The organism is Bradyrhizobium sp. BR 1432, assembly GCF_051547705.1.
GTDB lineage: Bacteria > Pseudomonadota > Alphaproteobacteria > Rhizobiales > Xanthobacteraceae > Bradyrhizobium > Bradyrhizobium zhanjiangense.
In genome coordinates this window covers 493,062-519,357 of the sequence record NZ_JBPUGF010000003.1, presented here as the reverse complement: position 1 = coordinate 519,357, position 26,296 = coordinate 493,062, and the positions used below count along the sequence as shown (strand labels likewise).

Below are 26,296 nucleotides of genomic sequence, written 5' to 3'. Positions count from 1 at the left end.
CGTGGAAAACTCTCTCAGATTCTCCTCCCGCGGAGAGGCCCGGGCGGTGTCTCGCCATGCGGGCTCGGCCTTCAGCCAGAACAGGGCGGGTTATCTCTTCCTGGCGCCATGGATCATCGGCTTCTTCGGGCTGACGTTCGGTCCGGCGCTCGCCTCGCTCTACCTGTCGTTCACCGATTTCGACCTGATGCAGGCGCCGGATTGGGTAGGCGCGGCCAACTACGTGCGTATCGCAACGGCGGACCCCAAATTCGTCGCCGCGATGCGCGTTACCTTTTTCTACGTGATCTTCTCGGTGCCGTTGAAACTCGCCTTCGCACTCGCCGTCGCCATACTGCTCAACAAGGGCATTCGCGGCCTGCCGCTCTACCGCTCCATCTTCTATCTGCCTTCGCTCCTCGGCACGAGCGTGGCGATCGCCGTCCTGTGGCGGCAGCTCTTTGCCGGCGACGGCCTCGTCAATAGCGTCCTAGCCTATTTCGGGATTGAAGGACCCAGCTGGATCTCGAACCCAGACTACTCGATCTATACGCTTATCATCCTGTCGATGTGGCAGTTCGGCTCACCCATGATCATCTTCCTCGCGGGCTTGAGGCAGATTCCGCAGGACATGTACGAAGCGGCGAGCCTGGATGGAGCGTCGAAGTGGCGGCAGTTGTGGAAGATCACGCTACCGCTCTTGACGCCCGTCGTCTTCTTTAATGCGGTAGTGCAGACGATCGAAGCCTTCAAGGCGTTCACCCCGGCCTACATTATCTCGGGCGGCACCGGCGGGCCGATCGACTCGACACTATTCTACACGCTCTATCTCTACCAGGAGGCCTTCGGCTTCTTCCGCATGGGCTACGCCTCGGCCCTTGCCTGGATCCTAGTGGTGATCGTGGCCATCTTCACGGCCTTCTCCTTCCTCTCAGCGCGGTATTGGGTACATTACGATGACTAATGTCGCAAACGCTGCCCCAGAATTCGACATCGTGGGCGAAGGACGCCGTAGAGTTCTGTCGTCGGCAGCAGTCCATGCGCTGCTCATCGGCGCATCGATCCTAATGCTCTATCCGATCCTGTGGATGTTGTTCGGCTCGTTGAAGCCGGAATCGGAGATCTTCGGCTCGGCTTCGCTAATCCCAAGCCAGCTAAGCATCGAGGCTTATCCGCGCGGCTGGTTCGGTCTGCGCGTGAGTTTCGGCCAGTTCTTCTGGAATTCGCTCGTCATTTCTCTGTTCACCGTCGTCGGCAACGTCGTCTCGTGCTCGCTTGCGGCCTACGCCTTCGCGCGCCTGCGGTTTTGGGGCCGGAACTTCTGGTTCGCAATCATGCTGGGCACGCTGATGCTGCCCTATCATGTCCTGCTGATCCCGCGATATGTCCTGTTCCTCAATCTCGGCTGGGTAGACAGGATCCTGCCGCTAGTCGTGCCGAAGTTCCTGGCAGTCGACGCCTTCTTGATATTCCTGATGGTGCAGTTCTTCCGCGGCATTCCGCGCGAGCTCGACGAAGCGGCTATGATGGACGGTTGCAGCCCTTGGCGAATCTATTGGGCGATCATGTTGCCGCTGTCGCGGTCCGCGCTCGCCACAGCCGCAATATTCTCCTTCCTGTGGACCTGGGATGACTTCTTCGGTCCGCTGATCTATCTCAACGACATGCAGGCCTACACCGTCCAGCTCGGCCTCAGCTTCCTCGTGGATTCCACCAGCAATTCCGACTGGAGCGGCCTGTTCGCCATGTCCATCCTGTCCCTAGTCCCAATCTTCTTCTTTTTCCTGTTCTTTCAGAGGCTGCTGATCGAAGGCATCGCCACGACCGGAATGAAGCGCTGATCAATTTCGACTAGGGGAAGGAATAGAGATGCTCCGCTTCGTGACGCCGAACTCAACCGCGTCCAAGCTGAAATCGGCCGTGCCCTAGTCGCGGTGGCGATATAGGAGGTGCGCACGTGACTTGACGGCCAACTAAAAACAATATCGGGCGTGCGAACGAAAACCATCAGGACAGCACGGGCGCGGACGGCAGCCCGTTCGTGTCCGGACTAAGTCAGCAACAGATAACGAATAGACAGATATTAGAAGGATGAATAATGGCGGCGAGCGTTGTTCTTCAGAACGTCGTGAAACGCTACGGCGCGTTCGACGTTATTCGTGGCGTTGACCTTGTTATCCAACCTGGAGAATTCGTGGTCTTTGTCGGTCCCTCGGGCTGCGGCAAGTCTACACTTCTGCGCATGATCGCCGGACTTGAGCACATCACTGGCGGAGCGCTCGTGATCGACGGGGAGCGCTTGAACGACGTGCCCGCCGCCAAACGGGGCATTGCCATGGTGTTCCAGTCCTATGCGCTTTATCCCCATATGACGGTCTACAAGAACCTCGCCTTCGGCTTGGAAACGGCAGGTTTCAAGAACGCCGAAGTCAAAGAGCGCGTTGAGCAGGCCGCCGATATCCTGCAAATCCGCCCGCTCCTAGACCGCAAGCCCAAGCAACTCTCAGGCGGCCAGCGCCAGCGCGTTGCGATCGGCCGCGCCATCGTGCGCGAGCCGCGCATCTTCTTGTTCGACGAGCCACTGTCGAACCTCGACGCCGAACTTCGCGTCCAAATGCGTCTCGAAATCGCGAACCTCCACCATGGCCTAGGCAGTACCATGATCTACGTGACCCACGATCAGGTCGAAGCCATGACCATGGCCGACAAGATCGTCGTCCTGCATGCCGGCCTTGTGGAACAGGTCGGCACGCCTCTTGATCTCTACAACAATCCGGCCAACCGTTTCGTCGCCGGCTTCATCGGCAGTCCTAAGATGAACTTCCTGAACGCGACACTCCGCAACCCGACTGGAAGTGCGGCAACGATCAACGTGGCCGATGAGGCGATCCACCTGTCCCGCCCCGTTGGCGGGAGCGAAGGCTCGCCCCTCACGGTCGGCGTCCGCCCCGAGCACCTATTCGCCGGTGTTGGCGGAACCCGCCTCGCTGACGTCCGCGTCGAACTCGTGGAACAGCTCGGCGGTGAAACGCTCCTCTACACCACCATGGCCGACGGCCAGGCGCTCACTATATCGCTCGGCGGCCAACAAAACATTGCCCCCGGTTGCGTCATCCCTGTGCATCTCGACCCAACGCGCTGTCACATCTTCGGCGAGGATGGCCGAGCGCTTTGACGAGCCGACTCTGCCGGCCTCCCAAGATATCGACCGTGGCGTGGCGAGCAGGATGTGCCTCCGCCGCTCTCCCCAACCAGGCCCGAATGAACAACCCGGAAGCGCCCATTGAGCGTGGCTTTCCCAACCTCCAGCCGTTCGGCTCATCTCCCCACGATTTGCGCTTGCGTCAATGTCGTCGAACAGTAACCGTCCGGTGAGGCTTTCAATTACCCATAACTTTGACACTGGAGCTGATCCGCTGATCGGCGAAATCTTAAATCGAAAGAATCACTTGTGATTCCTTGCTGAGCACCTGATTCGCGAGGGGTGCTCTATGGGGCTGACAATAAGGAATCGATCGGCAAAGGGCTGTTTGCGGTCCTTGGAAGGTGAATGTTGGATTGATCGAGAGAGTAGTGGATGCGAGTTTAGGGACGCGTGGCTCGGCGACAAATTCCGCAAACTGCTCACGCAGATTGGAAGCGCCATGGGACAAAGCGTTCCGCTCGTCTGCCAGGATTGGGCGAATACCAAGGCAGCCGACCGCTTCTTCTCTAATGACCGGGTCAGCGAAGCGGACATTCTGGCCGGCCATTTCCAATCGACACGTGATCGTGCCACCGCCACTGAAGGTGTCGTTCTTGTGCTGCACGATACAACCGAGTTAGCTATCAACGCGAGAAGTCAGAAGCGATTGGCATCAGGTTGGCGGCCGTTAAGTTCTGGACCCGGAAGAAATTCAAGGGGAAGGCAGCGCTTAAAAAGAAGATCAATCCGACGCGGATTCCGATCGAGAAAAAGGAAAGCGTCCGGTGGTTGGAAAATCTCAAGCAGTCTACGCAACTCTTGGATCATCCGGGACGATGCATCCATATTGGTGATCGCGAGAGTGACATCTACGATCTTTTCTGCGCAGCACAGGAGATCGGAACTCATTTCCTGATCAGGACCTGCTTCGACCGCTTGGCTGGAGACGGGGATCACACGATCGCCGACGCAATGGACGAGGTTGCCGTTAAAGGGCTCCATCGCATCGAAGTCAGAGACAGCAACGCCGATCCCGACCAGGCCATTCTTGAGATCAGGTATCGCAAGATTCGCGTCCTGCCCCCGATCGGAAAGCAGAAGCGCTATCCCGCTCTGACCCTGACGGAGATCCATGCCGAAGAGCGCGGGACGCCGAAAAACAGAAAGAAGATCGATTGGAAGCTGATCACCGACCTGCCTGTTGGTTCCCGCACCGACGGCATTGAGAAACTCGAATGGAATGCTTTGAGATGGAAGATCGAGGTGTTCCACAAGATCCTCAAATCGGGCTGCAAAGCTGAGGAGTCGAAGCTCAGGACCGCCCAGCGTCTGACCAATCTGATCTCGCTCTTCTGCATCCTGAGTTGGCGGGTCTTCTGGATGACGATGCTCAACCGTTCCGCCCCTATAGCGCGACAATCAGGATGAGAGGGAGTCTCACCCTGATTGCCGCCGCGCACGCCCCAGACGCGCCGCCAACCCTCGCGTTGACTGCGACTGAAATCGGCGTGCTCGATCGCCTCGTCAACGACAAACCAAAAGCAAGACAGAAAACGCTCTCGCACTATCTGATCAAGATCGCCCGACAACGCCCGGATGGAGAGCTTCTTCCATACCTTGAAGACAGAGCTCGTTCATCATCGCAACTACAATACCCGCGCCGAGGCCCAGCGCGATATCTTCGACTTCATCAAGGGCTTCTATAACCGAACAAGGCTCCATTCCTCGTGGGAATATATCACCCCGATCGAGACGGAGTTAAAAGCCCCCTTACACGTCTACTTCTTCGAGAGAAGATCACCGACGGCGAAGATGCTAGCGCGGGTACAGCTTATGAGATCCGCGCAAGGTTTCTGAGCATGAGGAACGACTCTTTGGTAAGGAGATGGGTTAGGTTTCGTGGGAGACCGGCCACGAGATCAAGCCCCGTCGCCTGATCGCACGGCGGTCTACCTGCAGCGAATGCAAACGCAAACTGGAGTCCATGAGTCTACATCGATCGGCAAAGTTTGCAAACGTGCTAGACATTCGAGGACGCCTGCTTGCTGACTTTGACATGCATTACACTACGCCGGCCGTCGACGCTGACGGGCACCTCGCCAGCGATGGCCGCACGGCGAACCACGCGACGCTTCTCGCCGTAATCCTTGATCGCGTAATGCATCGTGGCGCGATTGTCCCACATAGCGACTTCGCCCTGTGTCCAGTTCCAACGCACGGTGTTTTCCGGCGAATGAAGCGAGTTCACGTAGTCGCCGAGCACCAGCGTGCGTTCCCCGGTCTCGGGGTGGAGCACGTACGACGGCGTGTTCGGTCTCGAACATGTTTTTGATAAGAATTTCGCCATAAAGCTCCTTATTCGCCTGGGTGGGGCGGAGCAGTTACGGCGAAGTCGTATGCGTTGCTGTGAACAGCCCAAAGATCGTCGGCAAGTCGCTGAAGCGGTGACGGCAGGTCGAGATACGCGGCCGCGGTGTTTGACCAAACGGTATCGCCACCAACTTCTGGGATCGTAACGTCTCGCAGAACCAAAATCTTGGGATAGGCATCCACGCAAGCCACATCGATGTGCCACATGTCAGCCCGGATACCTCCGCGTGCGGAATCAAGCTCAAGCATCGACATCGTTCCCTTGGCGGCCTCCAAGACGGAAGCGACACAAGGTTCCCGAAACGGAAGAGCGAAGCGCTCATGTTCCGCGTCATCGAGGTGGCCCTGATCGCAGAAGAAGATGACCTTATGTTCAAGTAGCAGCGCATTAATCGCGGCGATGATTTGGTCCGGCAAATCGCCGACAGCTTGATGTTCCTGATTTCAGCACCTATGCGCGCCCGCGTTTGACCAAATCGCTACGAATCGTTTCATTCATGGAATATTCTCCGATATTGCGGTTTGTACGAAGCGCCGAGGCGCCGCGGATGTTGCTGGGTTTCGTTGCGCCGACTGAGCAAGCAAGAACTCCGCCATTCACGAAGATCGCCGCGAGCCGTTCATCTTTAAAAGGAAATGGCTCGGCGCAGGCAGTGGAAGCTCGTGCTGCAAAGCGTCAAGCTGTATTGACCCGCACACAACAATTGCAGGTCCGAGCGCTGGCTCCTTTCCGTAGGAGCGCATACCCTTGCGCCCGCATATCCATTCTGTTCCCGACTTCGGTCGGCTGCCGCAGGGCATCTAGGAACGCGTGCGTCAACCGCATTCCTTTCCACATACAGAGAGCTGTCCGCAGTGCGTCCTCGTCATCGTCCGCCATTCAGTGTACGCGAAACTTTCCTGTGATTACCGAGACCGAATCAGTCATCTGCATCTCAGCCTCGATCCCGCCCAGTAGCGCGCAGTGAGTGGAATGGCTCATAACTCTCTGAACCGAAAGACCTCAGATGGCAAATTCGACGAATAGATTGCAGTCGGCGGCCAATGACGATCATCGGCTCGCGCGACGGCCTCAAGCTGGAATCTCTTTCGATCACGTCTAAAACTTGCGAAGCCACGCATTCGGAGCACAAGTAACATTCTTTCCAAACGCATCAGTATAATACGTATCGATTAGAAAACCTGCTTGCTCAACCAACTGCAAGCCATCGATAATCTCTCTATCCGCGCTCATGGGATGATCTTCAATTACGTAGTAATCCCCTGATGTTAAAAACTGGTTCAGATAAGAGAATACCGAAAATACCTGTACGTGCGCGTCATCGATCGCAAGCCAGGGATGAGGTAGCCTCATCAGCAAGTGTGCATCCAGCGTAGAAATGTCCGATAGATCAACCCGATGAAACGTAAGAGATGGGTGGTTTGCGCTGTCGTGAATACATTTGGTGTGCAGATCGAAGGAGTGGACTTCACCTGGATGCTCGCAGAGCACTGACATGTGATCCGCAAACCAAAGTCCGCTACCACCTTGGAGAGAGCCGAGTTCTAGAATTGTCCTCGGCTGAAGCTCCCAAATGAGTCTAGAGTATAGCGCCAGATCAAACGGTGTCTTTACAAGCATCAGCCCTTTGTACGTCAGCGCGAGTGCTCCAAGCTTCGTGGAGCGGTCCGGAAACATTTTTGGATCAATGGACCACCTCCATCCTCGTACCGATGGCTTTGCAAAGCGGTCAGAATGGTCAGCATTCAGGACGCTGCTTATTTCGATGGGCATATCAAGAGCCTCCCGACCTTATTTGATCGGGATAGTTCTTTTGGGCCGCCTGCCAAAAGGCTTTGTATCCGAAATCGAGTTTCATAGTCTGCCTCCTTGCTCCGTGATCATTGTCTCGCAAAGGTTTTGGTCTCAGCCCTGTTTGCTCCTTATCCAAGCAACCGGCATCCAAGCAACCGGCGTGCCAATTGTGGAATGCTCAACGAGCGGAAACACCTCATATGTGTCCCAGCATGAGCCGAACACCGCAATGCTGTGTTCACGACATGGTGGGTCACCAAGCAGACATAAAAACCGACATGAAAATGACACTGGCATCTCTCGTCCAACTTCGAACCTTTGCTTACGATGTGATCTGCCATTACCGCGATCTCGTTAACTTGTTTTGGTGAATGTCGTTGGGTAAGCCTCCGGAGCAGACACACGTTGCGGTAAGTTCTTCTGGTGATTGAGAATTGTACGTATGGATAGCCATGCGATCACTGCGCTGAATCGACTTGAAGTCGTTGAGATAGGAACAGGGGCGTCGTTGGTCCGAGCAGGAGAAGGATGGGATTATTTTGGAAAGCATGTCCGAGCCGCGTCTGGTTGCGGCGACGGCTCCGCGACATGGCCTGTCGCGTCTTCTGCTGAGACTTGGCGAAGAGCTTTCGCGGCGACCCGGATCAAATCGGAGGCTGAGTTTGCCAGGGCAGTTGCAGCCGAAGATGGGCCTCGGTATCGATGGCGGCTTCATCGCGTGCGCGATAGTACAATCGGCTTAGGACCGGATAGACATCAAGTTGATCGGCAGGCGGCGCATCATCGATGATGCGGGCGGCGACGTTGAGGCGTTTCGCCGAGTATCGACGTTCCAATGGCCACGGGAGTTCGGGTGTGCCTACGACAGGTCGCATTGACATCACAAAAGGCGCCGCCCCGATGTCGTTGCAAGTGCAACAGGCGCTGCGCCGCGTTCGCTGAGTCGTCGTTTGGTCCTCCGGGACGCCGAGCGGATCTAGGAAAGTGATCTGGCATGCTGTGCTGCAGAGCATGAGCGCTTTCAGATTGGCCGCTCCGGCACAGAAGCTTTGACTTCGCGGACAAGTCATAGATGTGAAACATTAATGCAGACATAGTCTCCCAGTCGGAAGACCGGTGACGCTTCGCCCATTGCGCTCGACAGTAAATCAGCCGAGCAAGCCGTTCAACATCGGCAAGAGAGAGGTGCACGAAACATATCTGCAGATGCGATCCAATAGTGGCGCAGCCGGGGTCGACGGCGTGACGATTGAGCAGTTCGAGTTCGCACTTGAAGAGCAATCTCTACAAGACCTAGAAACGAATGAGCGTAGGCGCTTACTTCCCGCCGCCTGTTCGCGCCGCCTCCATTCCAAAGAAGAGTGGGGGCCAAAGGATCCTCGGGATGCCCACTGCGGCAGACCGCGTTGGCACAGACGGCTGTCAAATATATTGAGCCGGCTCTCGACGCAATCTTTCTGGCGGATTCTTACGGCTACAGACCCGGTAAATCCGCTCTCGACGCCGTAGGTGTAACGCGACAGCGGTGCTGGAAGTACGATTGGGTTCTGGAGTTCAACATCAAGGGACTGTTCGACAATATCGACCACGAGCTTCTGCTGCGGGCCGTGCGGAAACATGTGACGTGCGCATGGCGCTGCTCAACATTGAAAGATGGCAGCCAGCGCCGATCGTGCAAAAGGATGGAAGGATAATCAAGCAAGCCGCGGTACCCTACAAGGGGGCGTGGTGACTCCCTGAATGCAAAAGATAACTTTGTGGCGGAGGAGAGTTCGCGGAGCTGGCGGTGGTATCGGGCGCCTTTCCACCCGGAGGGGTGGGCGGCAGGGGAATTGAGCGGCGGATGACGATCTTGTCGTCGCGACGAGAACTTCCTTCAAGAAGGCGCAACACGCGTTACCGCTCTGCTATATCGAGGATACCGACGGGCGAGCGCAGGCGGTCGAGGAAGCTGGTCACGGATTCGGCGAGGCGGAGACAAACTTCGTGCTCCTTCCATTGATCTTCGATTATTTGCAGCTCCAACAGACAAGCCTGTTCGCGACGGCGGAGCTCGTGCATGCGATTGCGCAGCTCTTCAAGAGAGAGGAGACTTTCCTGGTAAGCCGTGAGCAGACGCTCGATGCTTTTCCTGAAGCGCGCAAGATCGCGGCGAAGGGTTTCCTCTCGGCGCTGTGTGGGATCGACGTTGCGCGCCGCCTTGAGCCGTCGCTCAAGCTCGTCTTCAATGAGGCTTCGATCTTCGAGCAAACGCGCGATCTCTTTCCATACCACGTCGTCCAGCAAATCCTGACGCACCGGGCGATTTTCGCAAACCGGCCCGCCTGGCCGACGCGAGCCGTCCGTGCCCACACAACCGTAAAAGTGTATAGATCGGGCGGGGGAATTCGCGTCATCGACTTCTCAATGGGCTGGGCGGGACCGTTGTGTACCGTACATTGGCTGACCTCGGTGCCGATGTCATCAAAATCGAGGCCATCCAATATCCGGATTGGTGGCGCGGCGTTGATCGGCGGCCTGCTTACGTCGAAGAGCAGATGTACGAAATGAAGCCCGAATTCTGTGTCATGAACCGCAATAAGCGCGGCATCACACTCGACCTGACGCGGCCGCAAGGACTTTCTCTTGCGAAACGGCTATTGGCAGGAGCCGATATTGCCGTCAGCAATTATTCGGTCGATGTACTGCCGAAGCTCGGGCTTGGCTACGACGTGCTCAGAACTCTCAATCCTCGCCTCGTCGTGATGTCGATGTCGGCGTTTGGCACGAACAGCCTCTATCGCAATTGCCGGGCCTACGGCTCGACTCTCGAGCAGGGGTCCGGGCTGCCGAGCGTGATCGGGAACCCTGGCGATCCACCTGTTATGAGCCACATCGCGTTTGGGGATGCAGTCGGCGGGTTGAACGGCTGCGCTGCCGTGCTCGTTGCCCTGATTCGCCCGCACCACCGGACAAGGACAGTCCATTGATCTCGCGCAGATTGAATGCATGCTGCGGTATGCCCCAACGCGGTACGGAAATCGACATCCACAATTTGTTCCACATGGCTGCTTCCGGTGTGGGGGTGAGGACAACTGGATCGTATAGCCGCGGCTTGCCATCCTCATTGGTCGGCCAGACTGGGCCGCAGATCCATCGCTAAGATCTGCGGAAGGTCGCCCGAGGGCGCGCAAGCGATCGACAGTGGGGTGAATGAGCACGATGATCTCCTGATCAGTTGTAGTAGCTGCGGCCACGGATGTTGGCGTGGAAGAGGATGGGCGCCTCCTCGGTGGGAGGAGCGGTTCTGTCGGTGCCGTTCTTGAGGATGGCGGCGACCGATTTGTAGGAACGGGCGTTGAGCAGAAGGGCACGGGCGCAGGCGGCGTCGACGCGTTCACGGCCGTATCGCTTGACCAGTCCGAGAATGCCGATCGCCGAAGCGGAAGCCCTGTTCCGGATGCCGCCGCGACCGCAGGATGACGTCGATCAGCGTCTCGATATCGGGACCGACCTTGGCGGCTTCGGAACGAATGCGCTCATGGGTCCAGCCGCGATAGCGGCGATGTGAGCTCGGCATATGCTCGGGAATCGTCGTCGGGCGATGCGGCAAGGTGCTGCGCAGATGCGACGCCACTCGCTTGCCGCGGAGGAAAATCTCGACGGTCTTTTGGGTGATGCGAAGTCTCGACCTCCTGATGCACGAGGTTGTGAGGAACGCTGTAGTCATGCTTGGCGATCTCGACGTGATAATCGAGGTTGACCCTGCAGCGCTTCCACTCGGCATACTCGTACGGCTCATCCGGCAATGGGGTCAGCGCCGGGCGATCGAGCTCCTCGAACAGGTCGCGCCGACTTCGTCCCCAGCTGCGCAGCGGTCGATGGTTCAGCTCGACAAGGAGCGCGTGGATCGCCTCGTTGAGGGCGGCGAGCGAGAAGAAGCGGCCGTTGCGCAGGCGCGCCAGGATCCATCGCCCGACGATTTGGACCCCGACTTCGACCTTGGCTTTGTCGCGCGGCCGATACGGCCGTGCCGGCACGATGGCGGTGCGGTAATGGCGGGCGAGATCGGCATTGACCATCGGCTCGTGAAAGCAGGCCCGGGTGATGCCGGCCTTCAGATTGTCGCTTACCGTCTGCCGGGCCGTGCCGCCGAAAAAGCAAAAAGGCCCGGACGTGCGAGGCGATCCAGTCCGGCAGGCTCTGTGTGAGGCTGGCCTCGGCGTAGGTGTAGTTCGAGGCGCCGAGCACGGCGACGAAGATCTGCACGCTGCGCACCTCGCCGCTGAGCCCATCAACCACCTCCATCGTGTGGCCGGAATAGTCGACGAACAGCTTCTCGCCGGCGACATGAACCTGGCGCAGGGTTGGCTTGAGACGGCCGGTCCATTCCCTGTAGCGTTCGCAGAACCACGCGTAGCTGAAGCTGTCGGAGTTTGCGTCGCAATACTCCTCCCACAACAGCATCAGCGTGACGTTCGGGCGCCGCAGCTCGCGATGGACAAGCGCCCAATCCGGATGCGGACGCTGGTCGCTGGGCCGATCGGAAGGCGGTGGAAACAGGCGGTTCTCGAGCCGGACGTCGTCATCCAGCTCCGGCGACAACGGCCAGGTCAGGCTGGCGCGGCGGGCTCGGTTCACGTACTTGCTGACCGTGCCCTGGGCCAGACCGAGGCTGCGGGCAACGGCGCGTTGCGACATGCCGACGCTATAGTGCAGACGTGGAACTTCGCGAATGCGGCGCATGGACAGTCTCTCTGTCGGCATCTCGATCCTCTGCTGTTGGGCAAAAGACCGAGCTACCCCGGTTGCAGACTGTCAGCGGTGTGCGCCTCCCGGTTGTCCCCGATCACGATCGGCTGGAAACCGTGATCACGATGCTCTGGAATGGGTGATCACGATGGCCCGGAATCGGTGATCGATCGGCTGGAACACGCACAGTTGCTAAGGGAGGGTATTATCGGTACAGCGATGCTATCGGAGGAGGAGCTCGCAAGGACGCTGAAAAAATCTACCTGCAGCCCGGATTCACACTGAGCATGCATTCAGCAAGGGCGAGTCGAAGTCCGCCTGCGAGTCGGCTTGCTGAATTTCACGAGACGCGCGAGGTTCGCAAACTTGCTAACCGAGGGGCCGATTGGATCAGGCAATACGCGAGTATTGGACGCGAAAAATGCCGCCCGTCCCTATCAAATGGAGATCGTAGGCGCACGGTCGTCCGGCACAACGGGGCGGCTTTGCATCCGTGTCCCGACGTTTACTACGCTGCGTCTCCGCGTAGATGATGAAGGTTCGAGAAGTCAATCCCGACAAACTTGCCACTGCTAAATCGCTCGAAGAGTCCTGTGTGGCAGGCACGATCACCTTGTCCAGCATGCTGAGTGCCGCGAACAAGCGCTTGAAGGGCCAGCGGCCGGAGCGCGCGTCGCGCCTGATCGAGGAGTTGGCGTTAACGTTCGAGGAATTGGCAGCCGACGCCACTGAATACGACCTGGCGGCAGAGCGTGCCGTGGCCGAGACAAGGGCCGTGCGCGAATTTAAGCGCAAGCGCGGTGAACGCCAGACCGTCTCGAGCATCTCTCATGGGATGGGGGTGATCGATCCGCCGACAGCTTGCGAATGCTGCGGCGGCAGCCGTCTGCGCGAGCTTGGCGAGAGCATGACCCGGACACATGAGATGGCACTGCGCCAGTGAAAGATGATCGAGACGGTGCGGGAGAAGTTCTCCTGCCGCGACTGCGAGGAGGTCAGTCAGGCGCGCCGGCGCGTGACGTGGCCGGGGGACGGGCCGGCCCGAGCCTGTTGGCCATGGTCATGTTCGAGAAGTTTGGCCAGCATCGGTCCTTGAACCGCCAGGCTCAGCGCGGCGCCCTGGAAGGCGTGCCGATCGCGCTGTCCACGATGGCGGACGCCCTGGGTTCGGGTCTGTGCGTCGCTGAATCCCCTCCTGCGCCTCGTCGAAGACCATGTCGATGGCGGCCGAGCGCCCGCATGCCGATGATAGTGTGCTACAGAAGCACACAGAAGGGATGATCGAGATGATCTGAAATCTGTGTGCACAAGCTGTGGCAGCGATGAGGGTAGGCTCCCCACTCTCCTTGTCACGAATGAAAGCGTCGTCGCATAACGCCGGCTCAGCCGGTCGGGAGCGTCAACGAGCACGGCTTGGATCCGCGCCTCTGCGGCGAGATCGCGCAGTCGTTCAAGCCCAGGGCGCAACAAGCTAGCGCCGCTATAGCCGTCGTCTTCGAGGACCCATTCCGCCGGCACCTCGCAGTTCTGCTCGCGCGCTCGTCTGATTGGCGATTATGTTCTCCCCCTTCTGTTTGTCCGATGACACTCTGGAGTAAATCGCGGCGGTTTTGATTCCCCCCCGTCACATCGGCGCCGATGCGCGCCTGATCTGGAACGAGAATTTCGTAAACCTGTCTAAAATTTGACGGCAATGAGGCGATCGAACGCAAATTCGGGTCGAATGTCGCACTCAGCCATCTTCGCGGGCAGACGCGAGATAAGCGGCCACCGCTCGGCGCATCACCTCGCTTGCCGAAAGCCCGGAAGCCGCCGCATGCGCCCAGAATTCTTGGGCGAGATCGGCCGGCATGTTCAGGAGACGGCTGCGGCGCGGAAAGGAGCGGCTCTTTCCTTTTAACCACTTCGAGATAGCGATAGGCTTGCCGCAGCGACACGCCGCTTTCGCGCGACAGCGCCAAGGCCGCCTCCGCCATGCCGATCCTCTTCGCGAGCAAGCGTAACGCCGCCCTCAGCTGCTCGGCTTTCTGCGCTCGCGTCGATCGAATCAGATAACGTAATGATATTACCTTTCGAGTCTCAAATCAACAACAGCTCCGTCGCGCCAAGCGGTGATGACGCGTTCAAAGCGGAAGTTATCTTTGCGTTCAGGGAGCCATGAGCCCGGTCCTCGGCACCTCTTCATGCATTATGCATTTGATCTCTGGATGGCGCGGACCGCTGGCGGAGTGCCGTCTGGAATTGCATCCTACAAAAACGAGGATCGTCTTCTGCAAGGATGATCGACGCCGGGGTAAGAGCGAGATGGTCATGTTTGACTTTCGCGGCTATTGTTTCCGGCCGCGATCGGTCCTGAGGCCGCGTTCGCAGAGGATGTTCTGCGCGTTCACTCCGGCCGTCAGCAAACCAGCGCGGAATGCGATGCGCGCGACGATCCGAGCCTTGAAACTTCGCAAGCGAACCGAGGTGACTTTGGACGATATTGCCCGCGAGCTAAACTCGATGGTTTAGGGGGTGGATCGCTTATTACGGGCAATATACGCGTTCAGGCTCTATCCTTTGGCGCGCTACATCAACCAAACGTTGGCTATCTGGTCGAAGCGAAAGTACAAGCGCTTCCATCACCGCTTGGGACGCGCGCGTCCCTTCCTGGAGGTCGCGAGTGAGAACCGCAGGCTCTTTTGTGCATTGGCAAACTTGACGATTCTAAAGAAATATCTGATCCCGCGGCATGTGATTGATCTCGGATCTTATCGCTCGATCGTATGCGATATTTGGGACTGTATGGATCGCGCTATGGCGAAGGTGACGATGCCGAAGGCAAGAAATGCGCTACCGGCACACATCAGCACAATCAGCCGGAAAGAGAGCTCATCACCCAGAATCGAGAAAAGGATGCCATTACCTGCGACGCCGCCGCAGGTGCAACATTGAAACAGGCCGGAAAGGCGGCTGGCCCGATCGGGTGCCACTGACGAAACCATGTGAGTGTGAGCGGAAACCGCAAATACCTGGCCCAGCCCGAGCATCGCACTGCTGGAAGCGACCACCAAAGACAGGCCAGCATCGAGTGACATGGCTACCAAGGATGCCGCCATTAGCGCCGCTGCGCCGGCTAGGGTTGGCAAGGCGCCCAACCACTCGAAGATCGGCTTAACGGATAATGCCCCCAAAAGGGCGAACGCGCCATTCGTCATGATAATGGTCAAAAGAACACGTCTATCAAGCTCTCCTCCAGTCGTGGCACGTATTGCAGGATAAACGTTGATGATCCCCGCGCCAAGATTGAGAAGAAAAACTGCAAATAGGGCGGGATAGAGCGGCTTCAGATCAAGGATGGTTCCGGAAGGAAGCGTTCCGATAGTGTCCAAGGACTTCCGGGAATGTTGCTTGATAGTAAAGAGTACGATCAACGAAAGAAACGCCGCCGCTATGTTAAGCATCAGAACTCCGGGGAGAAGCAATTGACCACCTAACATGGTGCCTCCAAATATTCCCAATAGATATGTGAGCCAGTCGATATTGGTAATATTGCGTAATACCGAGATCATGCTGCCTTCTGGTGTGATGTGCCGGAAGAAACAGACTTGGGCCGACAAGTAGGCGGGTTGGACCAAGCTCAAGGCGGCGATGGAGGCGTAGGTCGAAATGGAATCGATATCGATCGAACAAAAGATGAAAAGGAGCGCGCAAATGCGAATGACACTAACGATCATCATGATCGTCAGCGAATTGCCTCTGTCGACAAGGGGTGACAAGAAGAGGCTGCCAAGCATGGTAGGAGCAAAAATTAGCGCAACTCCAAGGCCCGCTGCACTCATACTGGATTGAAAAAGGCCAATTAGAATGCCGATTCTGAGGGCCCAACCACCGATCCCAATCATAAGATACGACAGATACATGAGTTGACGTGCGCTCTGTATACTCATCGCTACCGGGCCTCAGTAGAAGTAACGCGCCTTTTCGGACGCAGAGATCGTTTTGTCGGTGGTCGGCAGAAAACTCCAGCTCTTGCCCACCAATGTGCCGATTCCGAATGTTGGCTTGCTCGGCTCGCGCCGAGTTGTGTCGTCGATCACGTCATGCCAGCGGAAGACTATTCGGAACACGCATTCGATCAGCGTTGGGGGATTAGCGGCACCGCTTGGGGCGCGATAAACGTTCTCGCAAGCAAACGACAGCCCGAGACGGCTGATATCTACCTCAGTTTGCTTCGTATTCCTTCGGAAGAAAACGCGACATAGGTTGGCGCGAACCCCAACATCTTCAATCCCATCGGAAATGTAACCGCAGTGCTTCGGCGTTTCAGATGAAGTCCGCCGGGCATCTTCACTGAACCGTAAGGTTGTAAGCATCTTCCCTTGGTCTACATCGCACGGCCACTAATTGGGAGCGAGCCAGCACTGCCGCATGGAAGTTGGCTCATGGGTGTGAGGAGGACGCAGGCGTTCTCCCTCACTGGGGATCAGCTTGCCACATCCACCTGGATATGTTCGCGGAAAGAGCTATAGCCCGGAATCCTCACCGATCTCGGCGGCAACTGTGGCATGGTGAAGTGACACGTCCCTTGTTAAAATACTCAGTGGCCAGATTGTGTCCTCAGTTCGGCGTCGATAACTTCTTGCAGACCTGTGAGGTAGCGGCCGGTGCGCCGATCGCCGTCTGTGAGTTCGAAGGCGCCAATTAATGTCGGTACGGGCGCCATGGAAGTCCCGGCCTTTAAGATCCTGATCGGACTGTCGTCGGCAGATGTTGAGATAGCCGGAAGCGCGCTGCTGGATCAAGCCAACAATTTTACTCTCCTGAACCAACTCAAAAGGAGGGTGGTTGAACGGCCGCCCTCCGATGTTCATTCCGCAATGCCTATCACAAAGCGAGGACATGATGTTCACCGCATGGGCAAGATGCATAAATTGCATCAGCCATTTAACGAGGATTAGCGGGGAGGCGTCTTGAATGTGATGCTCTCCGGTACGATACCTGACTCTTGAGCTCTCATGATCGCTAGTCGTCTCGGACCATCGTTTCTAGGTTGCTGCCACTACAACTTGCGGCGTATTAGAGATGTACCGTTCGTCGCTCAATGGATGAATACTGCAAAAGGGGAGGAAGTGCTCCTATCAATTCTGGAGAGATGCGCAAGTTGGCTGCGGGACAGACATTCTGAGGGCGGCGCTGCCTCTTGGGCTATCCGGCCAACTTGACCAGCCATGGTCTGAGCTGCCGCAGAATCGACACATCCGCCAAATTTTTCCCTCCCGAGTAAGCCTTCGCTCTCCTCCATCGCGCATATCGCAACGGAGTTCAGCAAAACATCGAGGCCAACGTCGATCATGACTTTCGCCCTTATTGGTCCATGATCGTCAGTCAAAGGGGGCCACTCGGCAAATAAGTCAGGCGATCGGGACCGAATACCTCGTCTCTTTCGAAAATTGGCTCGCTTCATGTCTATCCCGCTCCGAGGTGACAGGTTCTAACAACTTTGGGAGGAGATTGCGGGGCTCAGATCAAATAGAAGCTCCTCAACGCCAACGAATCACGGCCCGTCACGCGGGAAGGCAACTTTGTCACCCACAAGGCTCAGGAGGGGTCGCAGCTCTCGCGCGAAAGGACAGAGCTTGTCCCGCGCGAGCACACGCCCCCCACAGTACCACGTCAGCTCTTTCTCCCCGACGTGCGGCCTCCGGGATGACGCCGGCGGAGGGCCAAGCAGCTCTCAGGTCACTGCCGTATCTCCTGCTCGAAGCGAACGGCATTGCAGCGCAGGAGGTCGGCGATGATCCGCTCGCCTGCCGCACTCTCACGCTTCAGCTTACCGCCAGCGGCTAACCAAGCAGCAATATCGACGCGCTTACGCCATGGAACCACGCTGCCCGACGGTCTCAGCTTGCCGCTTTGTGCCGGCGAGGCTTCCACTTTTCCGACAATTGGTTGACGGCGGCGTCGAGCGCCTGCCGATCGACGCCATTGGGATCGAACCGCTCCGGACCCCAGAGGCGCATATGTTCATGCTCTGGATGAGTAGGATCGCCAATGGCTTCGAGGTATTCGGCATAGCCTGGCGCACCGCCGACATCTTCCGGAGGACAACGACCGGCGGCATCGAGCAAAAGCGGAAGACCGTCCGTCGGCGTGTTGTCGAACCATTTTTCGAGCTTGATCACATGGTCCCAGCTGTCGCCGAAGTCATGGAGATAATGGATCGTCTTGGCGCCGGTCTCGTGAACGATATCGCAGAGCCGCGCCTTGCGGGCATCAATGGGCTGGTGGCCAAAATCGTTATCGGGATCGGGGATGCCCCAGCGTCCTTCGCCAGCGAAGAACTCGAAGAGATGGCTATCCGTCCAGCCAAACGCCGCCTGAAGCGTCAGATGCAGCCGATCAAGACGCAGGGTGATCGGTACGACGAGGCATCGCATCACCTCCGATTTCACGTCCTTAAGAGTCACCTTGATCCGGACCGCGGTCGTGTTGAGGCTCATGCCGCCAGCCTCGGATCCTGTGCATGCATCGTGTAGGTCGATGCCCAGGGAAGCAGTTCGTCCAGTCGTGCCGCAGGCCAGCCATTGACGAGTTTCGCGAGAACGTCGGCAAGCCAGTGCTCGGCACTGACGCCATTGAGTTTGCACGTCTCAATGAGCGAAGCCAGCAACGCCCAATTCTAGCACCCTCGTCGCAACCAGCGAACAAGGCGTTCTTGGCGTTGAGCTTGATCGGTCGCATCGCACGCTCGACCGCATTCGTATCCATCTCGACGCGCCCGTCATCAAGGTAGAGCGTCAGGCCATCCCAATGGCGTAGCGCATAACGCAAAGCTTTCGCCGTGTCGCTCTTCTGTGCAAGATGATCAAGCGTTGCCTCAAACCACTGCTTCAAGGCTGTAGCCAAAGGCCGGGCATGCGCTTGCCGGCCGGCGCAGCGCTCGGGAGCAGAGTGGCCGCGCAGTGCCTTCTCGACCGCGTAGAGCTGGGCAATGCGCGCGAGCGCTCGCGGGCAACCGGAGCTGGCGCCGGCGAAGCCTCGCGCTCGATCTTCACAAATTGGCGCCGTAGATGCGACCAGCAGAAGGCGAGCGTCCCGGACAGGGCGTCCGCACGCGTCTCTCGGCTCATGGTCTTGTAGGCCTGATAGCCGTCGCAATGGATGATGCCGCGGTAGCCCTCAAGCAGCCTCAAGCCATGGACGGCCCCACGGCCCGGCATAAGCGTAAACCACGCCAGGTGGGTCAGGTCCGGCCCAGGGCCTGTCATCGCGTGACAGCGCCCAGAAGTAGCCGGTTTTGGTCCTGCCGCGCCCCGGATCTAACACCGGTGCGGGGGTCTCATCCACACAGAGCTTCGGAGAGGCGAGCAGAAGCTGGCGCAGACGATGCCACAAGGGCTTCAATTCCTGGGCGGCATAGCCGACCCAGAAGGCGAGTGTGGAACGGTCCAGCGCTATTCCGTGCGTCGCCAGCATCTGCGCCTGACGATAGAGCGGCAAATGCCAATGATACTTGGCGTCAATTACATGCGCGACGAGACGCTCGGTGGGCAGTCCACCCTTGATCAATCGCTCGGGCGCGGCGTGCTGGAGGACGACGCCATGACAGGCGCGGCAGGCCAGCTTGGGCCGGCGGGTCACGATCACGCGGTATTGCACCGGAACGACGTCGAGCCTCTGGCTCTCATCGCGACCAATCTCAACGAGATCACCTTTGCAGGACGGGCAGCAGGTTTCAGCGGGCATCAGGGTTTCGACGATGCGTGGCAAATGCTCCGGCAGCTTGCCACGATTGGTCCTGCGCTCGGCAGTTCTCCTCTCGCATGTTTTGGGATCGGCGCGCTCCTCGGCTGCTTCGAGAGCCGCAACGGCCTGATCGATATCCTCCAGAACAAGCTGTAGCTGATCAGCGTCAAGCTTTTCCGACGATCAACCGAACTGCCCATCTTTTGCAAGCTTGAGCAACCGTTCGAGCCTGGCGCAGCGATCCAGCAGAGCCGCGGCAAAGACACGCAGCTCGGCTGGATCGCTCGGCAGCACATCAGGCAAATCACTCATTGCTCCGAGTTTGCCATGCTTCGCGCCCCGATGCAGCGAAGATCTGTATCTTTACGCAAGTGCTTTCGGCTGCGGGATCCGAGGCGCATGCATGCGTGTCCAATCCATGCCGGCCAGAAGCGCCGAAAGCTGCACGGCGTTCATCCGCATGACGCCCGCTACAATGGGGGGCCATTTGAAGCTGCTGCCATCGAGCCGCTTCCAATACAGCACAAGGCCGCTGCCATCCCAGACGACAATCTTCACCCGATCGGCGCGCTTCGCACGGAATACCACCGCCACGCCCTTCATCGGATCATAGCCCAGCGTCTCCTTCGCCAAGAGCGCCAAGCCATCCGCCCCCTTCCTGAAGTCCACAGGCTGGGTCGCAACGTAAATCATGAAGCTCGCGGATGGCGTCAGCATGAACATGTTCGTCGGAGCGCCAAAAACACATCACTCAACACAGCAAGGCCGGGCGTTCCGCGCACTCCACCCGTGCACCCAGAAACTCAACCGTAACAGTTGCTGCTTCCGGCGATCCGGAGGGCTCCGCAGCCGCCGGTAGCGACGATTCCGACACCAAAGGCACGAACGATAATGTATCCGTCGAAGCTGGCAGCACCAATTGACCTAAACGCGCCCGGCGTCGCCAGTCATGCACCTGCTGTGGCCGGCAACCGTGGCGGCGCGCGACATCCGCAACAACTGCACCCGGCCGAAAGCTCTCCGCGACAATCTCCGCCTTCAAATCATCCGGCCAGCGCTTTCGACCCACGCCGGCATACACTTCGATACGCGACGACAAAGGTCGTCTTATGTCGTCCGAACGGTCGTCCATTGTGAGCACCCTTGCCGAAGATGACTCTTCTAGCGGTGCTCCCAAGATTGCGCACAAACAATCTGAAGGGCCTCGGTGCTACGCTTACGGTTGAGTTCTGCTTCGGTACTTGTTGAGAGCCGTATGACGTGAGAGCGTCACCTACGGATCGGAGAGCGGCCCGGTGCAACTCCCGGGGCCGACTCACTATCGATTGGGCACGTCGCTAATGCCAAGCGGGCTGGAGCGAGGCCGGTTCCTGTGGCCGTCGTCGGCTGATGACGTGGTGACCAACACCCCGGCCCAGCTTGGCTACCTGCTCGAGGGCCTTTGTTGATGCCCGTACTTTTCATGGTGATCCTCCCTCAGATCGATCTTCGCGACACGGTGATGTCTCAAGCTGCGAATGGCTTGCAAGGAGGTTGCGTTGTCGGGAAAGAGAAAGCGGCCTGAAGGCTCGCGGAGGGTCAGGACGCTCCCTCGCTTGAGCTGAACATAGATCCACTTGGTGGGAATCCCGAGGCGGGTTGCCAATTGGGTTACTGTCAAATGGTCTGCGACCGCCGGCCATCGTGTTTGCCGATGTTGCACCTTGAGGCGGCGTTTAAGACGAATGCGCTGGACCGTGATCGGCAGGACTTTATCCGCCTCCCATGGCGAGTGATGCCCTTCCTGCGTCAGAATGCGCGCGATCTCATCGTCATGCATGCCCTCACGAGTTCAGCGTGCATATGCGCTCCACCATCTCTCGGTGCCGCGGCAAGGCGGCCACGGCATTAACCGGTAGTGTGACCAGAAGCTCAGTAGTTGCGCCACCGCGCCACACGATGCGCACCTCGGCCTTGTCGCGGGCGCAACGACGCATCACGACCTTTTCGATCAGACAGCGCAAGAGCGCCTTACGATGATCCCTGCGGGTCGCCGGATTCTCCCACAGCGCCGGAAGACGATTTCCGAGCGCGACCACCTTGGCACGCACATCGTGAGGAACGCCCAAGGGTTCATTGGCCTTGGGCATCTTTCGCTGGGTCAACGCTTCCTCAGCTCGGCGCAGCTCCGACAGAGCGGCTTCCCACCGCCGCTCGAGCTCGCCGGTCACCAGCCGGTTGTCGGGATCGGCGCGATTGAACTGGCGCTCGGCGAGGGCTGCTTGATAGCGAAGCCTCTCGACCTGCTGCTCCTCAGCGTAACGCAGGGCTCTTTCGGATTGCAGATGGGTTTTGCGCGCTTTGGACAACGCATCGATTTCCGCCGGCGCCACCGCTTCCAAGAATGCCGCCGCAACCTGTGCGTCGATCGGTGCAGCACGCAGGTTCTGACACTCCGGCGCACCGCGCTGGATTTTCAAATAATTGCAGACATATTGACTGCCGCCCTTGTAACGCACGGCCATCTTGTGTCCGCATTCGCCACAATAGGTGATACCGTGAAGCAGGGCTGCCCCATCCCGCGGGATGCCACGGCTCTTGATACTCCGCTCGATTGTCGCGCAGCATTGCCTGGATCTTCTCGAAGGTCTCCCAATCGATGTAGGCCGGGTACTTTTCCCTCACCACGATCCTCCAGTCCGTTCCACGACGCGGAGCTTTTTGGGGACGCTCTCCCGGTATTTGGGATGGCTTCTGCCTTCAGGCCGAGCAGCAGGCGGCCATTGGGTGTTCCGGGATCGTAGATGCCGTCACGGTCGGCGATCAAACAACGGCGGTGCCCGCAGACATCAAGCAGCGGGTACCAATCCGAACAATTGCGCGCCAGGCGCGTCACGTCCATCGATAGAATAAGACCGACCTCGCCAAGAGTGACGCGTGCGACCAGATCCTTAAATCCTTTCCGGTGGGCTGCCGCAGCGCCGCTTTGCCCAAGATCGCTATCAATCACATCGATGTCGATCTCGCGCCATCCGAGCTCGCGAGCGCGCTGTGAGAGGGCGTACTGAAGCTTGAGGCTTTCTTGATTGTTGATCACTTGGTGTGGCGTCGATTGCCGCACATACACCACTGCTTTGCGGTCCAGGTGATCCGGCTTGACGAGTTCCGAGCCCATCGCTCATCTCCCGCAGGACTTGGCCGAGATCTTCTGCGATCGCTTGCCGGAGCGTTTCCGGCAAACCGCGCCAGACCTCTCGAGGTTCGATGGGCATGCGCCCCCGCTCTCTCGGCCAACGCAATTAAGTCCTGCAGCGCGTCGAGGCTCAGCTTGGTCGGCGCGGCGCACGGCAAGCCGTTCCGCTCAAGATTCGTCACCCCGAGCGGCAGAAGAAGCGTGAGACCGAATCGGTAATGTACACGCGCAAAGAGCTCCTTGCACGCTCCACGCGTGGTCGTCTCCTTACCGATCGAGATCAATCGATAGCGCCGGCCATAAAGCGGATGACGCGGATCGACGACTTCCACCTCTTCGAAGGTGGCTACGTCATCGTCACTCTTATGGGCATCTCCCGATGCCCTCGCTGGAGGGCATCGATAGGCGGATGCCGCAACATACCTGGCGACCGCAGGCGGCAGGCTGATCGCCCGGTTCGGACATGCCCGCGACTTGTGATTCTCTGGTCGGCGACCGTGCGATCGGCAGGAATCGCCAGCCTGGCATTAGCAGCCCTTCAGTGGCGGCTCACTCCGAGCTACAACACACTGAACGTTCAATCACTCTTTATCGTGATGATCGGCTTGTTGTTAGCCGATCGGCCGGGACGCATCCGCCAAGTGCTGGGATGGATCCTGCTCGGGGTCGGCGGCTGGTGCTGCTTCATGGCCAAGCCGACCACCGCGGCCGCCATTGCCCTCCTCGTTATGCTCGATGTCGTCGTCTTTCGCCAAAAGTCGCTGGCTGCCCATGCTTGGCGCGGCGATAGTCGCTCTCGCTCTATTGGTGGTTACCGCCTACTTGATTGACGGCGGCATCACCGGGCTTGTCACCCGTATGCTCAACAGCGCTGAGGTAGAAACGCTGCTGGGTAGTGGGCACGAATTGTCCCACATTTTTCGGATCGACTGGTTCGCGACCAGTCAATCGCAACTCGCGATCTCTGTGTTAGCGGCAACAGCCCTTCTGCTCAGTATGCCCATGGCGTCAACGCCCAAATTGATCTCGTCGCTAGTCCTTGCTGCAAGCTTGATCGCGACAATAGCGATTGTGCTCGTGGGGACCGAGCCAATCAGCATCGAGCCTTCGACTCTGTTCCTGGTTCCCGCCTTCACATGCCTTGGCGCGATATTCTATCGTGCCTGATTGATTCTGCGCACCCAAGCTCTTACCAGCATCGCTCTAGGGCTAACCTTTTTGGTTCTGCCGCACCTGCTTGCACTCGGCTCCGCTTACAATTACTGGACCGGCGGTTCGAGAGCCGCTTTGTTTTGGATGCTCGCGGTCATGGCTTTTCTAAAGTCCGGTTGCGCAAAAAGAACTTGGCCGCGCCACCCTACTGGCGCTGGCGGTGTCGGCCCAGTTGCTCACTGCATCAATAATCGATGCTGGCCTTCTCAAGCCCTACCGTCAGATAAAAGATCTGCGCGCCTATCTGCTGTCACGCGCCTGCCCGGTGGTGGTTCTTTCGCAACCGTTCCACGACGATCTGGCCACAGCCAGAACCCAAGCTGGTGCGGCCGGGCTTGAAGTCGGTACCCCGATGGTCGATCTCACGGGCCGCTCGCCGGGTCCGCTGTATGTGCTCGCGAGCGCTCGGTTTACCATGGCTAGTCGGGGTATATCCCCATGGCAAGGCCGTGGAAACAGGTATGGTCGGGGGATTAAATCCCGGTAGTAGTGCCGTCGCGGTGCAAGCACTCGGCCTTGAGAACTGCGCCGATCTGGCCAAGCGTGGGTACTCGTCGAACCGGACGGCCCACGTCATCTTGACGAAAGTGGTGTATTGGCCTGCCTTGGAGCTGGACAGGCGGACTATGTCACCGCCGCTACCTTTGAAACCCCGGTCAACGACGGAGAGTTTCCGAGTGCTTACAGGCAGTTTTTGCTAAAGCCCGCACGCCCTGGCGGAGGAAGCCTGCCCGAAGCAAGGCGACAGTGGCACCAGAGATGGAGTCGCCAATTATGAATCCCTGGTGTCCCTGCGGTGCCTTGGCTCGGAGGAAGTCCCAATTCGGCCTAAGTCCAGGATCGGATCGGCGGCCAACCGGTCCGTGACAGATTCCCAAATCTACTCGCATTATGCCACTAGAGAGTCGATCAGCCGCTGTAGCCATCAAGTGATCTTCCCCCGAAAAAATGGACAGGGTTAAGCTGCTTTTAGCTCCATCTCGATCGGGCTGATAAAGCCGATGGCGGAGTGACGACGAGTTCGATTGTAGAAGGCCTCGATATAGGCAAAGAGATCCCGTGTGGCTTCTGCTCGTGTTGCATAGTGCCTGTGGTGGACGAGCTCCGTGCGGATTCCGATGATCTCGCCCGGGTGTACCGATTTGATCTCGCCCAGGATTGAACGAACCCGCTACGCGGGAGTGGGGGCAAGCCTGCTGTACTGAGGTGACCTGTCTGAGAGGATGTTGGTCTTCGCACCACCCCTCTCAAGACAGGAGACCCAGATGGCTACGATGAGCCCTCTTCGGCAGCGTATGATCGAGGACATGACGGTCCGCAATCTGTCGCCGTCCACTCAGCAATCCTATATCTATGCGATCGCAAAGTTTAGCCGCCATTTCGGCTACGTCCCGGACCGGTTGAGTTTCGAGCAGGTCCGGGCCTACCAACTGCACCTCATCGGCCAAAAGCGTTCGTGGTCCCACATCAATCAGGTGGCCTGCGCGCTGCGGTTCTTCTACGGCGTCACACTCGGGCAGACGGAGGCATTCGAGCGGATCATCGGTGGCCAGAAGCCCGACAAGCTCCCCCTCGTGCTTAGTGCCGAAGAGATCGAGCGCTTTCTGGACGCGGTAACAGGGGTGCGCAACCGCGTCGTGCTGGCGACGGGTTATGCGGCTGGCTTACGGGTTAGCGAGGTCGTACGCCTGAAGGTGAGCTCGATCGACAGCAAGCGAATGTTGATCCACATCGAGAACGGCAAGGGCGGCAGAGATCGTTACGCGATGCTTTCTCCTCGGCTGCTGGATATTCTGCGTGCGTACTGGACGCGAACACGGCCGGGGCTGTGGCTATTTCCAGGCCAAGACCCAAGCGAACATGTCAGCGTCCGCTGCGTCCAGGCGGCCTGCCGCGCCGCCCGCCGACGCGCTCGGATTGCCAAGCCGATCACTGTCCACACGCTCCGGCACTCCTTTGCGACCCATCTCCTGGAAAGCGGGATCGACATCCGCATCATTCAGGTCTTGCTCGGACATGCCGACCTCGGTCGACCGCCCGCTACGCGCAGGTTGCGACCAATCTGCTCGCTCGCACGACCAGCCCATTCGATGGGCTCTCCATCACGGTGATCCCACCCCACTAA

Annotated in this window: 21 protein-coding genes and 9 pseudogenes; 13 read left to right on the top strand and 17 right to left on the bottom strand. The window is 58.4% G+C overall.

The window, feature by feature from the left end:
- Nucleotides 1-46 precede the first annotated feature (46 nt).
- From ACSKB8_RS02660 to ACSKB8_RS02635, 6 genes and pseudogenes are all read left to right on the top strand, one after another.
- Nucleotides 47-943 carry a carbohydrate ABC transporter permease gene (locus ACSKB8_RS02660; RefSeq protein WP_438102321.1) on the top strand — a complete coding sequence of 299 codons (897 nt, stop codon included), beginning with the start codon at nucleotides 47-49 and terminating at the stop codon, nucleotides 941-943.
- Nucleotides 936-1,820, top strand: coding sequence for a carbohydrate ABC transporter permease (locus tag ACSKB8_RS02655; RefSeq protein ID WP_438102319.1), 885 nt, complete (start codon nucleotides 936-938; stop codon nucleotides 1,818-1,820). The genes ACSKB8_RS02660 and ACSKB8_RS02655 overlap by 8 nt, the downstream gene beginning before the upstream one ends.
- A gap of 257 nt (nucleotides 1,821-2,077) precedes the next feature.
- The gene (locus ACSKB8_RS02650; RefSeq protein ID WP_438102317.1) at nucleotides 2,078-3,154 is read left to right on the top strand and encodes an ABC transporter ATP-binding protein; all 1,077 of its coding nucleotides are present in this window, start codon (nucleotides 2,078-2,080) and stop codon (nucleotides 3,152-3,154) included.
- Between the two features lie 316 nt (nucleotides 3,155-3,470).
- Nucleotides 3,471-3,644, top strand: a pseudogene (locus ACSKB8_RS02645) (IS4 family transposase); the annotation flags it as partial.
- A gap of 197 nt (nucleotides 3,645-3,841) precedes the next feature.
- Complete coding sequence (locus tag ACSKB8_RS02640; RefSeq protein WP_438102315.1) at nucleotides 3,842-4,591, top strand: IS4 family transposase; 750 nt, start codon at nucleotides 3,842-3,844, stop codon at nucleotides 4,589-4,591.
- Between the two features lie 156 nt (nucleotides 4,592-4,747).
- Nucleotides 4,748-4,930 (top strand): annotated as a pseudogene (locus ACSKB8_RS02635) (IS3 family transposase); the annotation flags it as partial.
- Nucleotides 4,931-5,183: 253 nt separating this feature from the next.
- On the opposite strand, the pseudogene ACSKB8_RS02630 reads toward ACSKB8_RS02635, so the two are convergent.
- Together ACSKB8_RS02630 and ACSKB8_RS02625 are read right to left on the bottom strand one after the other, a co-directional pair.
- Nucleotides 5,184-5,988: pseudogene (locus tag ACSKB8_RS02630) on the bottom strand (TauD/TfdA dioxygenase family protein).
- Between the two features lie 644 nt (nucleotides 5,989-6,632).
- Entirely contained in the window at nucleotides 6,633-7,307 is a 675-nt protein-coding gene (locus ACSKB8_RS02625) for a CmcI family methyltransferase (protein ID WP_438102313.1), read from the bottom strand.
- Between the two features lie 1,382 nt (nucleotides 7,308-8,689).
- Here ACSKB8_RS02625 and ACSKB8_RS02620 point away from each other — a divergent pair.
- Nucleotides 8,690-9,022, top strand: coding sequence for a reverse transcriptase domain-containing protein (locus tag ACSKB8_RS02620; protein ID WP_438102312.1), 333 nt, complete (start codon nucleotides 8,690-8,692; stop codon nucleotides 9,020-9,022).
- 202 nt (nucleotides 9,023-9,224) lie between these two features.
- On the opposite strand, the gene ACSKB8_RS02615 is transcribed toward ACSKB8_RS02620, so the two are convergent.
- Nucleotides 9,225-9,626 carry a hypothetical protein gene (locus ACSKB8_RS02615; RefSeq protein WP_438102310.1) on the bottom strand — a complete coding sequence of 134 codons (402 nt, stop codon included), beginning with the start codon at nucleotides 9,624-9,626 and terminating at the stop codon, nucleotides 9,225-9,227.
- Nucleotides 9,627-9,754: 128 nt separating this feature from the next.
- Between ACSKB8_RS02615 and ACSKB8_RS02610 the strand changes: the two genes are divergently transcribed.
- Nucleotides 9,755-10,297 (top strand): CoA transferase, encoded by a 543-nt coding sequence (locus ACSKB8_RS02610; RefSeq protein WP_438102309.1) that lies wholly within the window; start codon nucleotides 9,755-9,757, stop codon nucleotides 10,295-10,297.
- Between the two features lie 244 nt (nucleotides 10,298-10,541).
- Here the strand turns inward: ACSKB8_RS02610 and istA are convergent.
- Nucleotides 10,542-12,074: pseudogene (istA, locus tag ACSKB8_RS02605) on the bottom strand (IS21 family transposase).
- A 634-nt stretch (nucleotides 12,075-12,708) separates the two neighbouring features.
- Between istA and ACSKB8_RS02600 the strand changes: the two are divergent.
- Nucleotides 12,709-13,336 (top strand): annotated as a pseudogene (locus ACSKB8_RS02600) (IS66 family transposase); the annotation flags it as partial.
- Between the two features lie 133 nt (nucleotides 13,337-13,469).
- Here ACSKB8_RS02600 and ACSKB8_RS02595 read toward each other — a convergent pair.
- From ACSKB8_RS02595 to ACSKB8_RS02580, 4 genes and pseudogenes are all read right to left on the bottom strand, one after another.
- Nucleotides 13,470-13,577, bottom strand: a pseudogene (locus ACSKB8_RS02595) (hypothetical protein); the annotation flags it as partial.
- A 214-nt stretch (nucleotides 13,578-13,791) separates the two neighbouring features.
- Nucleotides 13,792-13,911 carry a ribbon-helix-helix protein, CopG family gene (locus ACSKB8_RS02590; RefSeq protein WP_438102307.1) on the bottom strand — a complete coding sequence of 40 codons (120 nt, stop codon included), beginning with the start codon at nucleotides 13,909-13,911 and terminating at the stop codon, nucleotides 13,792-13,794.
- Between the two features lie 898 nt (nucleotides 13,912-14,809).
- The gene (locus ACSKB8_RS02585) at nucleotides 14,810-15,961 is read right to left on the bottom strand and encodes a hypothetical protein (RefSeq protein ID WP_438102306.1); all 1,152 of its coding nucleotides are present in this window, start codon (nucleotides 15,959-15,961) and stop codon (nucleotides 14,810-14,812) included.
- A gap of 39 nt (nucleotides 15,962-16,000) precedes the next feature.
- Nucleotides 16,001-16,414 (bottom strand): hypothetical protein, encoded by a 414-nt coding sequence (locus ACSKB8_RS02580; RefSeq protein WP_438102304.1) that lies wholly within the window; start codon nucleotides 16,412-16,414, stop codon nucleotides 16,001-16,003.
- A gap of 348 nt (nucleotides 16,415-16,762) precedes the next feature.
- On the opposite strand from ACSKB8_RS02580, the gene ACSKB8_RS02575 reads away from it, so the two are divergent.
- Nucleotides 16,763-16,999: a hypothetical protein gene (locus ACSKB8_RS02575; RefSeq protein ID WP_438102302.1), complete on the top strand. Its 237-nt coding sequence runs from the start codon at nucleotides 16,763-16,765 to the stop codon at nucleotides 16,997-16,999.
- A gap of 140 nt (nucleotides 17,000-17,139) precedes the next feature.
- On the opposite strand, the gene ACSKB8_RS02570 is transcribed toward ACSKB8_RS02575, so the two are convergent.
- From ACSKB8_RS02570 to ACSKB8_RS02535, 8 genes and pseudogenes are all read right to left on the bottom strand, one after another.
- On the bottom strand, nucleotides 17,140-17,394 hold the full coding sequence (locus tag ACSKB8_RS02570) for a hypothetical protein (protein ID WP_438102300.1): 255 nt from the start codon (nucleotides 17,392-17,394) through the stop codon (nucleotides 17,140-17,142).
- Between the two features lie 547 nt (nucleotides 17,395-17,941).
- Nucleotides 17,942-18,541, bottom strand: a complete 600-nt coding sequence (locus ACSKB8_RS02565) for a plasmid pRiA4b ORF-3 family protein (protein ID WP_438102298.1) — start codon at nucleotides 18,539-18,541, stop codon at nucleotides 17,942-17,944.
- Nucleotides 18,538-20,099, bottom strand: a pseudogene (gene tnpC / locus ACSKB8_RS02560) (IS66 family transposase). Before tnpC ends, ACSKB8_RS02565 begins: the two are co-directional and overlap by 4 nt.
- Nucleotides 20,100-20,150: 51 nt before the next feature.
- Nucleotides 20,151-20,510, bottom strand: coding sequence for an IS66 family insertion sequence element accessory protein TnpB (tnpB, locus tag ACSKB8_RS02555; RefSeq protein ID WP_438102296.1), 360 nt, complete (start codon nucleotides 20,508-20,510; stop codon nucleotides 20,151-20,153).
- Between the two features lie 28 nt (nucleotides 20,511-20,538).
- Nucleotides 20,539-20,919 carry an IS66-like element accessory protein TnpA gene (gene tnpA / locus ACSKB8_RS02550; protein ID WP_438102295.1) on the bottom strand — a complete coding sequence of 127 codons (381 nt, stop codon included), beginning with the start codon at nucleotides 20,917-20,919 and terminating at the stop codon, nucleotides 20,539-20,541.
- A gap of 291 nt (nucleotides 20,920-21,210) precedes the next feature.
- Nucleotides 21,211-21,606, bottom strand: a complete 396-nt coding sequence (locus tag ACSKB8_RS02545) for a hypothetical protein (RefSeq protein ID WP_438102293.1) — start codon at nucleotides 21,604-21,606, stop codon at nucleotides 21,211-21,213.
- Nucleotides 21,607-21,610: 4 nt separating this feature from the next.
- Complete coding sequence (locus tag ACSKB8_RS02540) at nucleotides 21,611-22,291, bottom strand: hypothetical protein (RefSeq protein ID WP_438102291.1); 681 nt, start codon at nucleotides 22,289-22,291, stop codon at nucleotides 21,611-21,613.
- Complete coding sequence (locus ACSKB8_RS02535; protein ID WP_438102290.1) at nucleotides 22,243-22,941, bottom strand: recombinase family protein; 699 nt, start codon at nucleotides 22,939-22,941, stop codon at nucleotides 22,243-22,245. Before ACSKB8_RS02535 ends, ACSKB8_RS02540 begins: the two co-directional genes overlap by 49 nt.
- A gap of 236 nt (nucleotides 22,942-23,177) precedes the next feature.
- Between ACSKB8_RS02535 and ACSKB8_RS02530 the strand changes: the two genes are divergently transcribed.
- The gene (locus ACSKB8_RS02530) at nucleotides 23,178-23,789 is read left to right on the top strand and encodes a hypothetical protein (protein ID WP_438102289.1); all 612 of its coding nucleotides are present in this window, start codon (nucleotides 23,178-23,180) and stop codon (nucleotides 23,787-23,789) included.
- The gene (locus ACSKB8_RS02525; protein ID WP_438102287.1) at nucleotides 23,782-24,126 is read left to right on the top strand and encodes a hypothetical protein; all 345 of its coding nucleotides are present in this window, start codon (nucleotides 23,782-23,784) and stop codon (nucleotides 24,124-24,126) included. The genes ACSKB8_RS02530 and ACSKB8_RS02525 overlap by 8 nt, the downstream gene beginning before the upstream one ends.
- A gap of 1,003 nt (nucleotides 24,127-25,129) precedes the next feature.
- Here ACSKB8_RS02525 and ACSKB8_RS02520 read toward each other — a convergent pair.
- Nucleotides 25,130-25,285, bottom strand: a pseudogene (locus tag ACSKB8_RS02520) (IS3 family transposase); the annotation flags it as partial.
- Between the two features lie 151 nt (nucleotides 25,286-25,436).
- On the opposite strand from ACSKB8_RS02520, the pseudogene ACSKB8_RS02515 reads away from it, so the two are divergent.
- A pseudogene (locus tag ACSKB8_RS02515) lies at nucleotides 25,437-26,296 on the top strand (tyrosine-type recombinase/integrase).

Excerpts from the sequence above, each read along its gene's own strand:
- ACSKB8_RS02655 (WP_438102319.1), top strand. The coding sequence starts at position 936 with ATGACTAATGTCGCAAACGCTGCCCCAGAATTCGACATCGTGGGCGAA.
- ACSKB8_RS02650 (WP_438102317.1), top strand. The coding sequence starts at position 2,078 with ATGGCGGCGAGCGTTGTTCTTCAGAACGTCGTGAAACGCTACGGCGCG.
- ACSKB8_RS02625 (WP_438102313.1), bottom strand. The coding sequence starts at position 7,307 with ATGCCCATCGAAATAAGCAGCGTCCTGAATGCTGACCATTCTGACCGC.
- ACSKB8_RS02590 (WP_438102307.1), bottom strand. The coding sequence starts at position 13,911 with ATGCCGGCCGATCTCGCCCAAGAATTCTGGGCGCATGCGGCGGCTTCC.
- ACSKB8_RS02585 (WP_438102306.1), bottom strand. The coding sequence starts at position 15,961 with ATGTATCTGTCGTATCTTATGATTGGGATCGGTGGTTGGGCCCTCAGA.
- ACSKB8_RS02580 (WP_438102304.1), bottom strand. The coding sequence starts at position 16,414 with ATGCTTACAACCTTACGGTTCAGTGAAGATGCCCGGCGGACTTCATCT.
- ACSKB8_RS02575 (WP_438102302.1), top strand. The coding sequence starts at position 16,763 with ATGGAAGTCCCGGCCTTTAAGATCCTGATCGGACTGTCGTCGGCAGAT.
- ACSKB8_RS02570 (WP_438102300.1), bottom strand. The coding sequence starts at position 17,394 with ATGATCGACGTTGGCCTCGATGTTTTGCTGAACTCCGTTGCGATATGC.
- ACSKB8_RS02565 (WP_438102298.1), bottom strand. The coding sequence starts at position 18,541 with ATGAGCCTCAACACGACCGCGGTCCGGATCAAGGTGACTCTTAAGGAC.
- tnpB (WP_438102296.1), bottom strand. The coding sequence starts at position 20,510 with ATGTTCATGCTGACGCCATCCGCGAGCTTCATGATTTACGTTGCGACC.
- tnpA (WP_438102295.1), bottom strand. The coding sequence starts at position 20,919 with ATGGACGACCGTTCGGACGACATAAGACGACCTTTGTCGTCGCGTATC.
- ACSKB8_RS02545 (WP_438102293.1), bottom strand. The coding sequence starts at position 21,606 with ATGCATGACGATGAGATCGCGCGCATTCTGACGCAGGAAGGGCATCAC.
- ACSKB8_RS02540 (WP_438102291.1), bottom strand. The coding sequence starts at position 22,291 with ATGGCCGTGCGTTACAAGGGCGGCAGTCAATATGTCTGCAATTATTTG.
- ACSKB8_RS02535 (WP_438102290.1), bottom strand. The coding sequence starts at position 22,941 with ATGGGCTCGGAACTCGTCAAGCCGGATCACCTGGACCGCAAAGCAGTG.
- ACSKB8_RS02530 (WP_438102289.1), top strand. The coding sequence starts at position 23,178 with ATGTACACGCGCAAAGAGCTCCTTGCACGCTCCACGCGTGGTCGTCTC.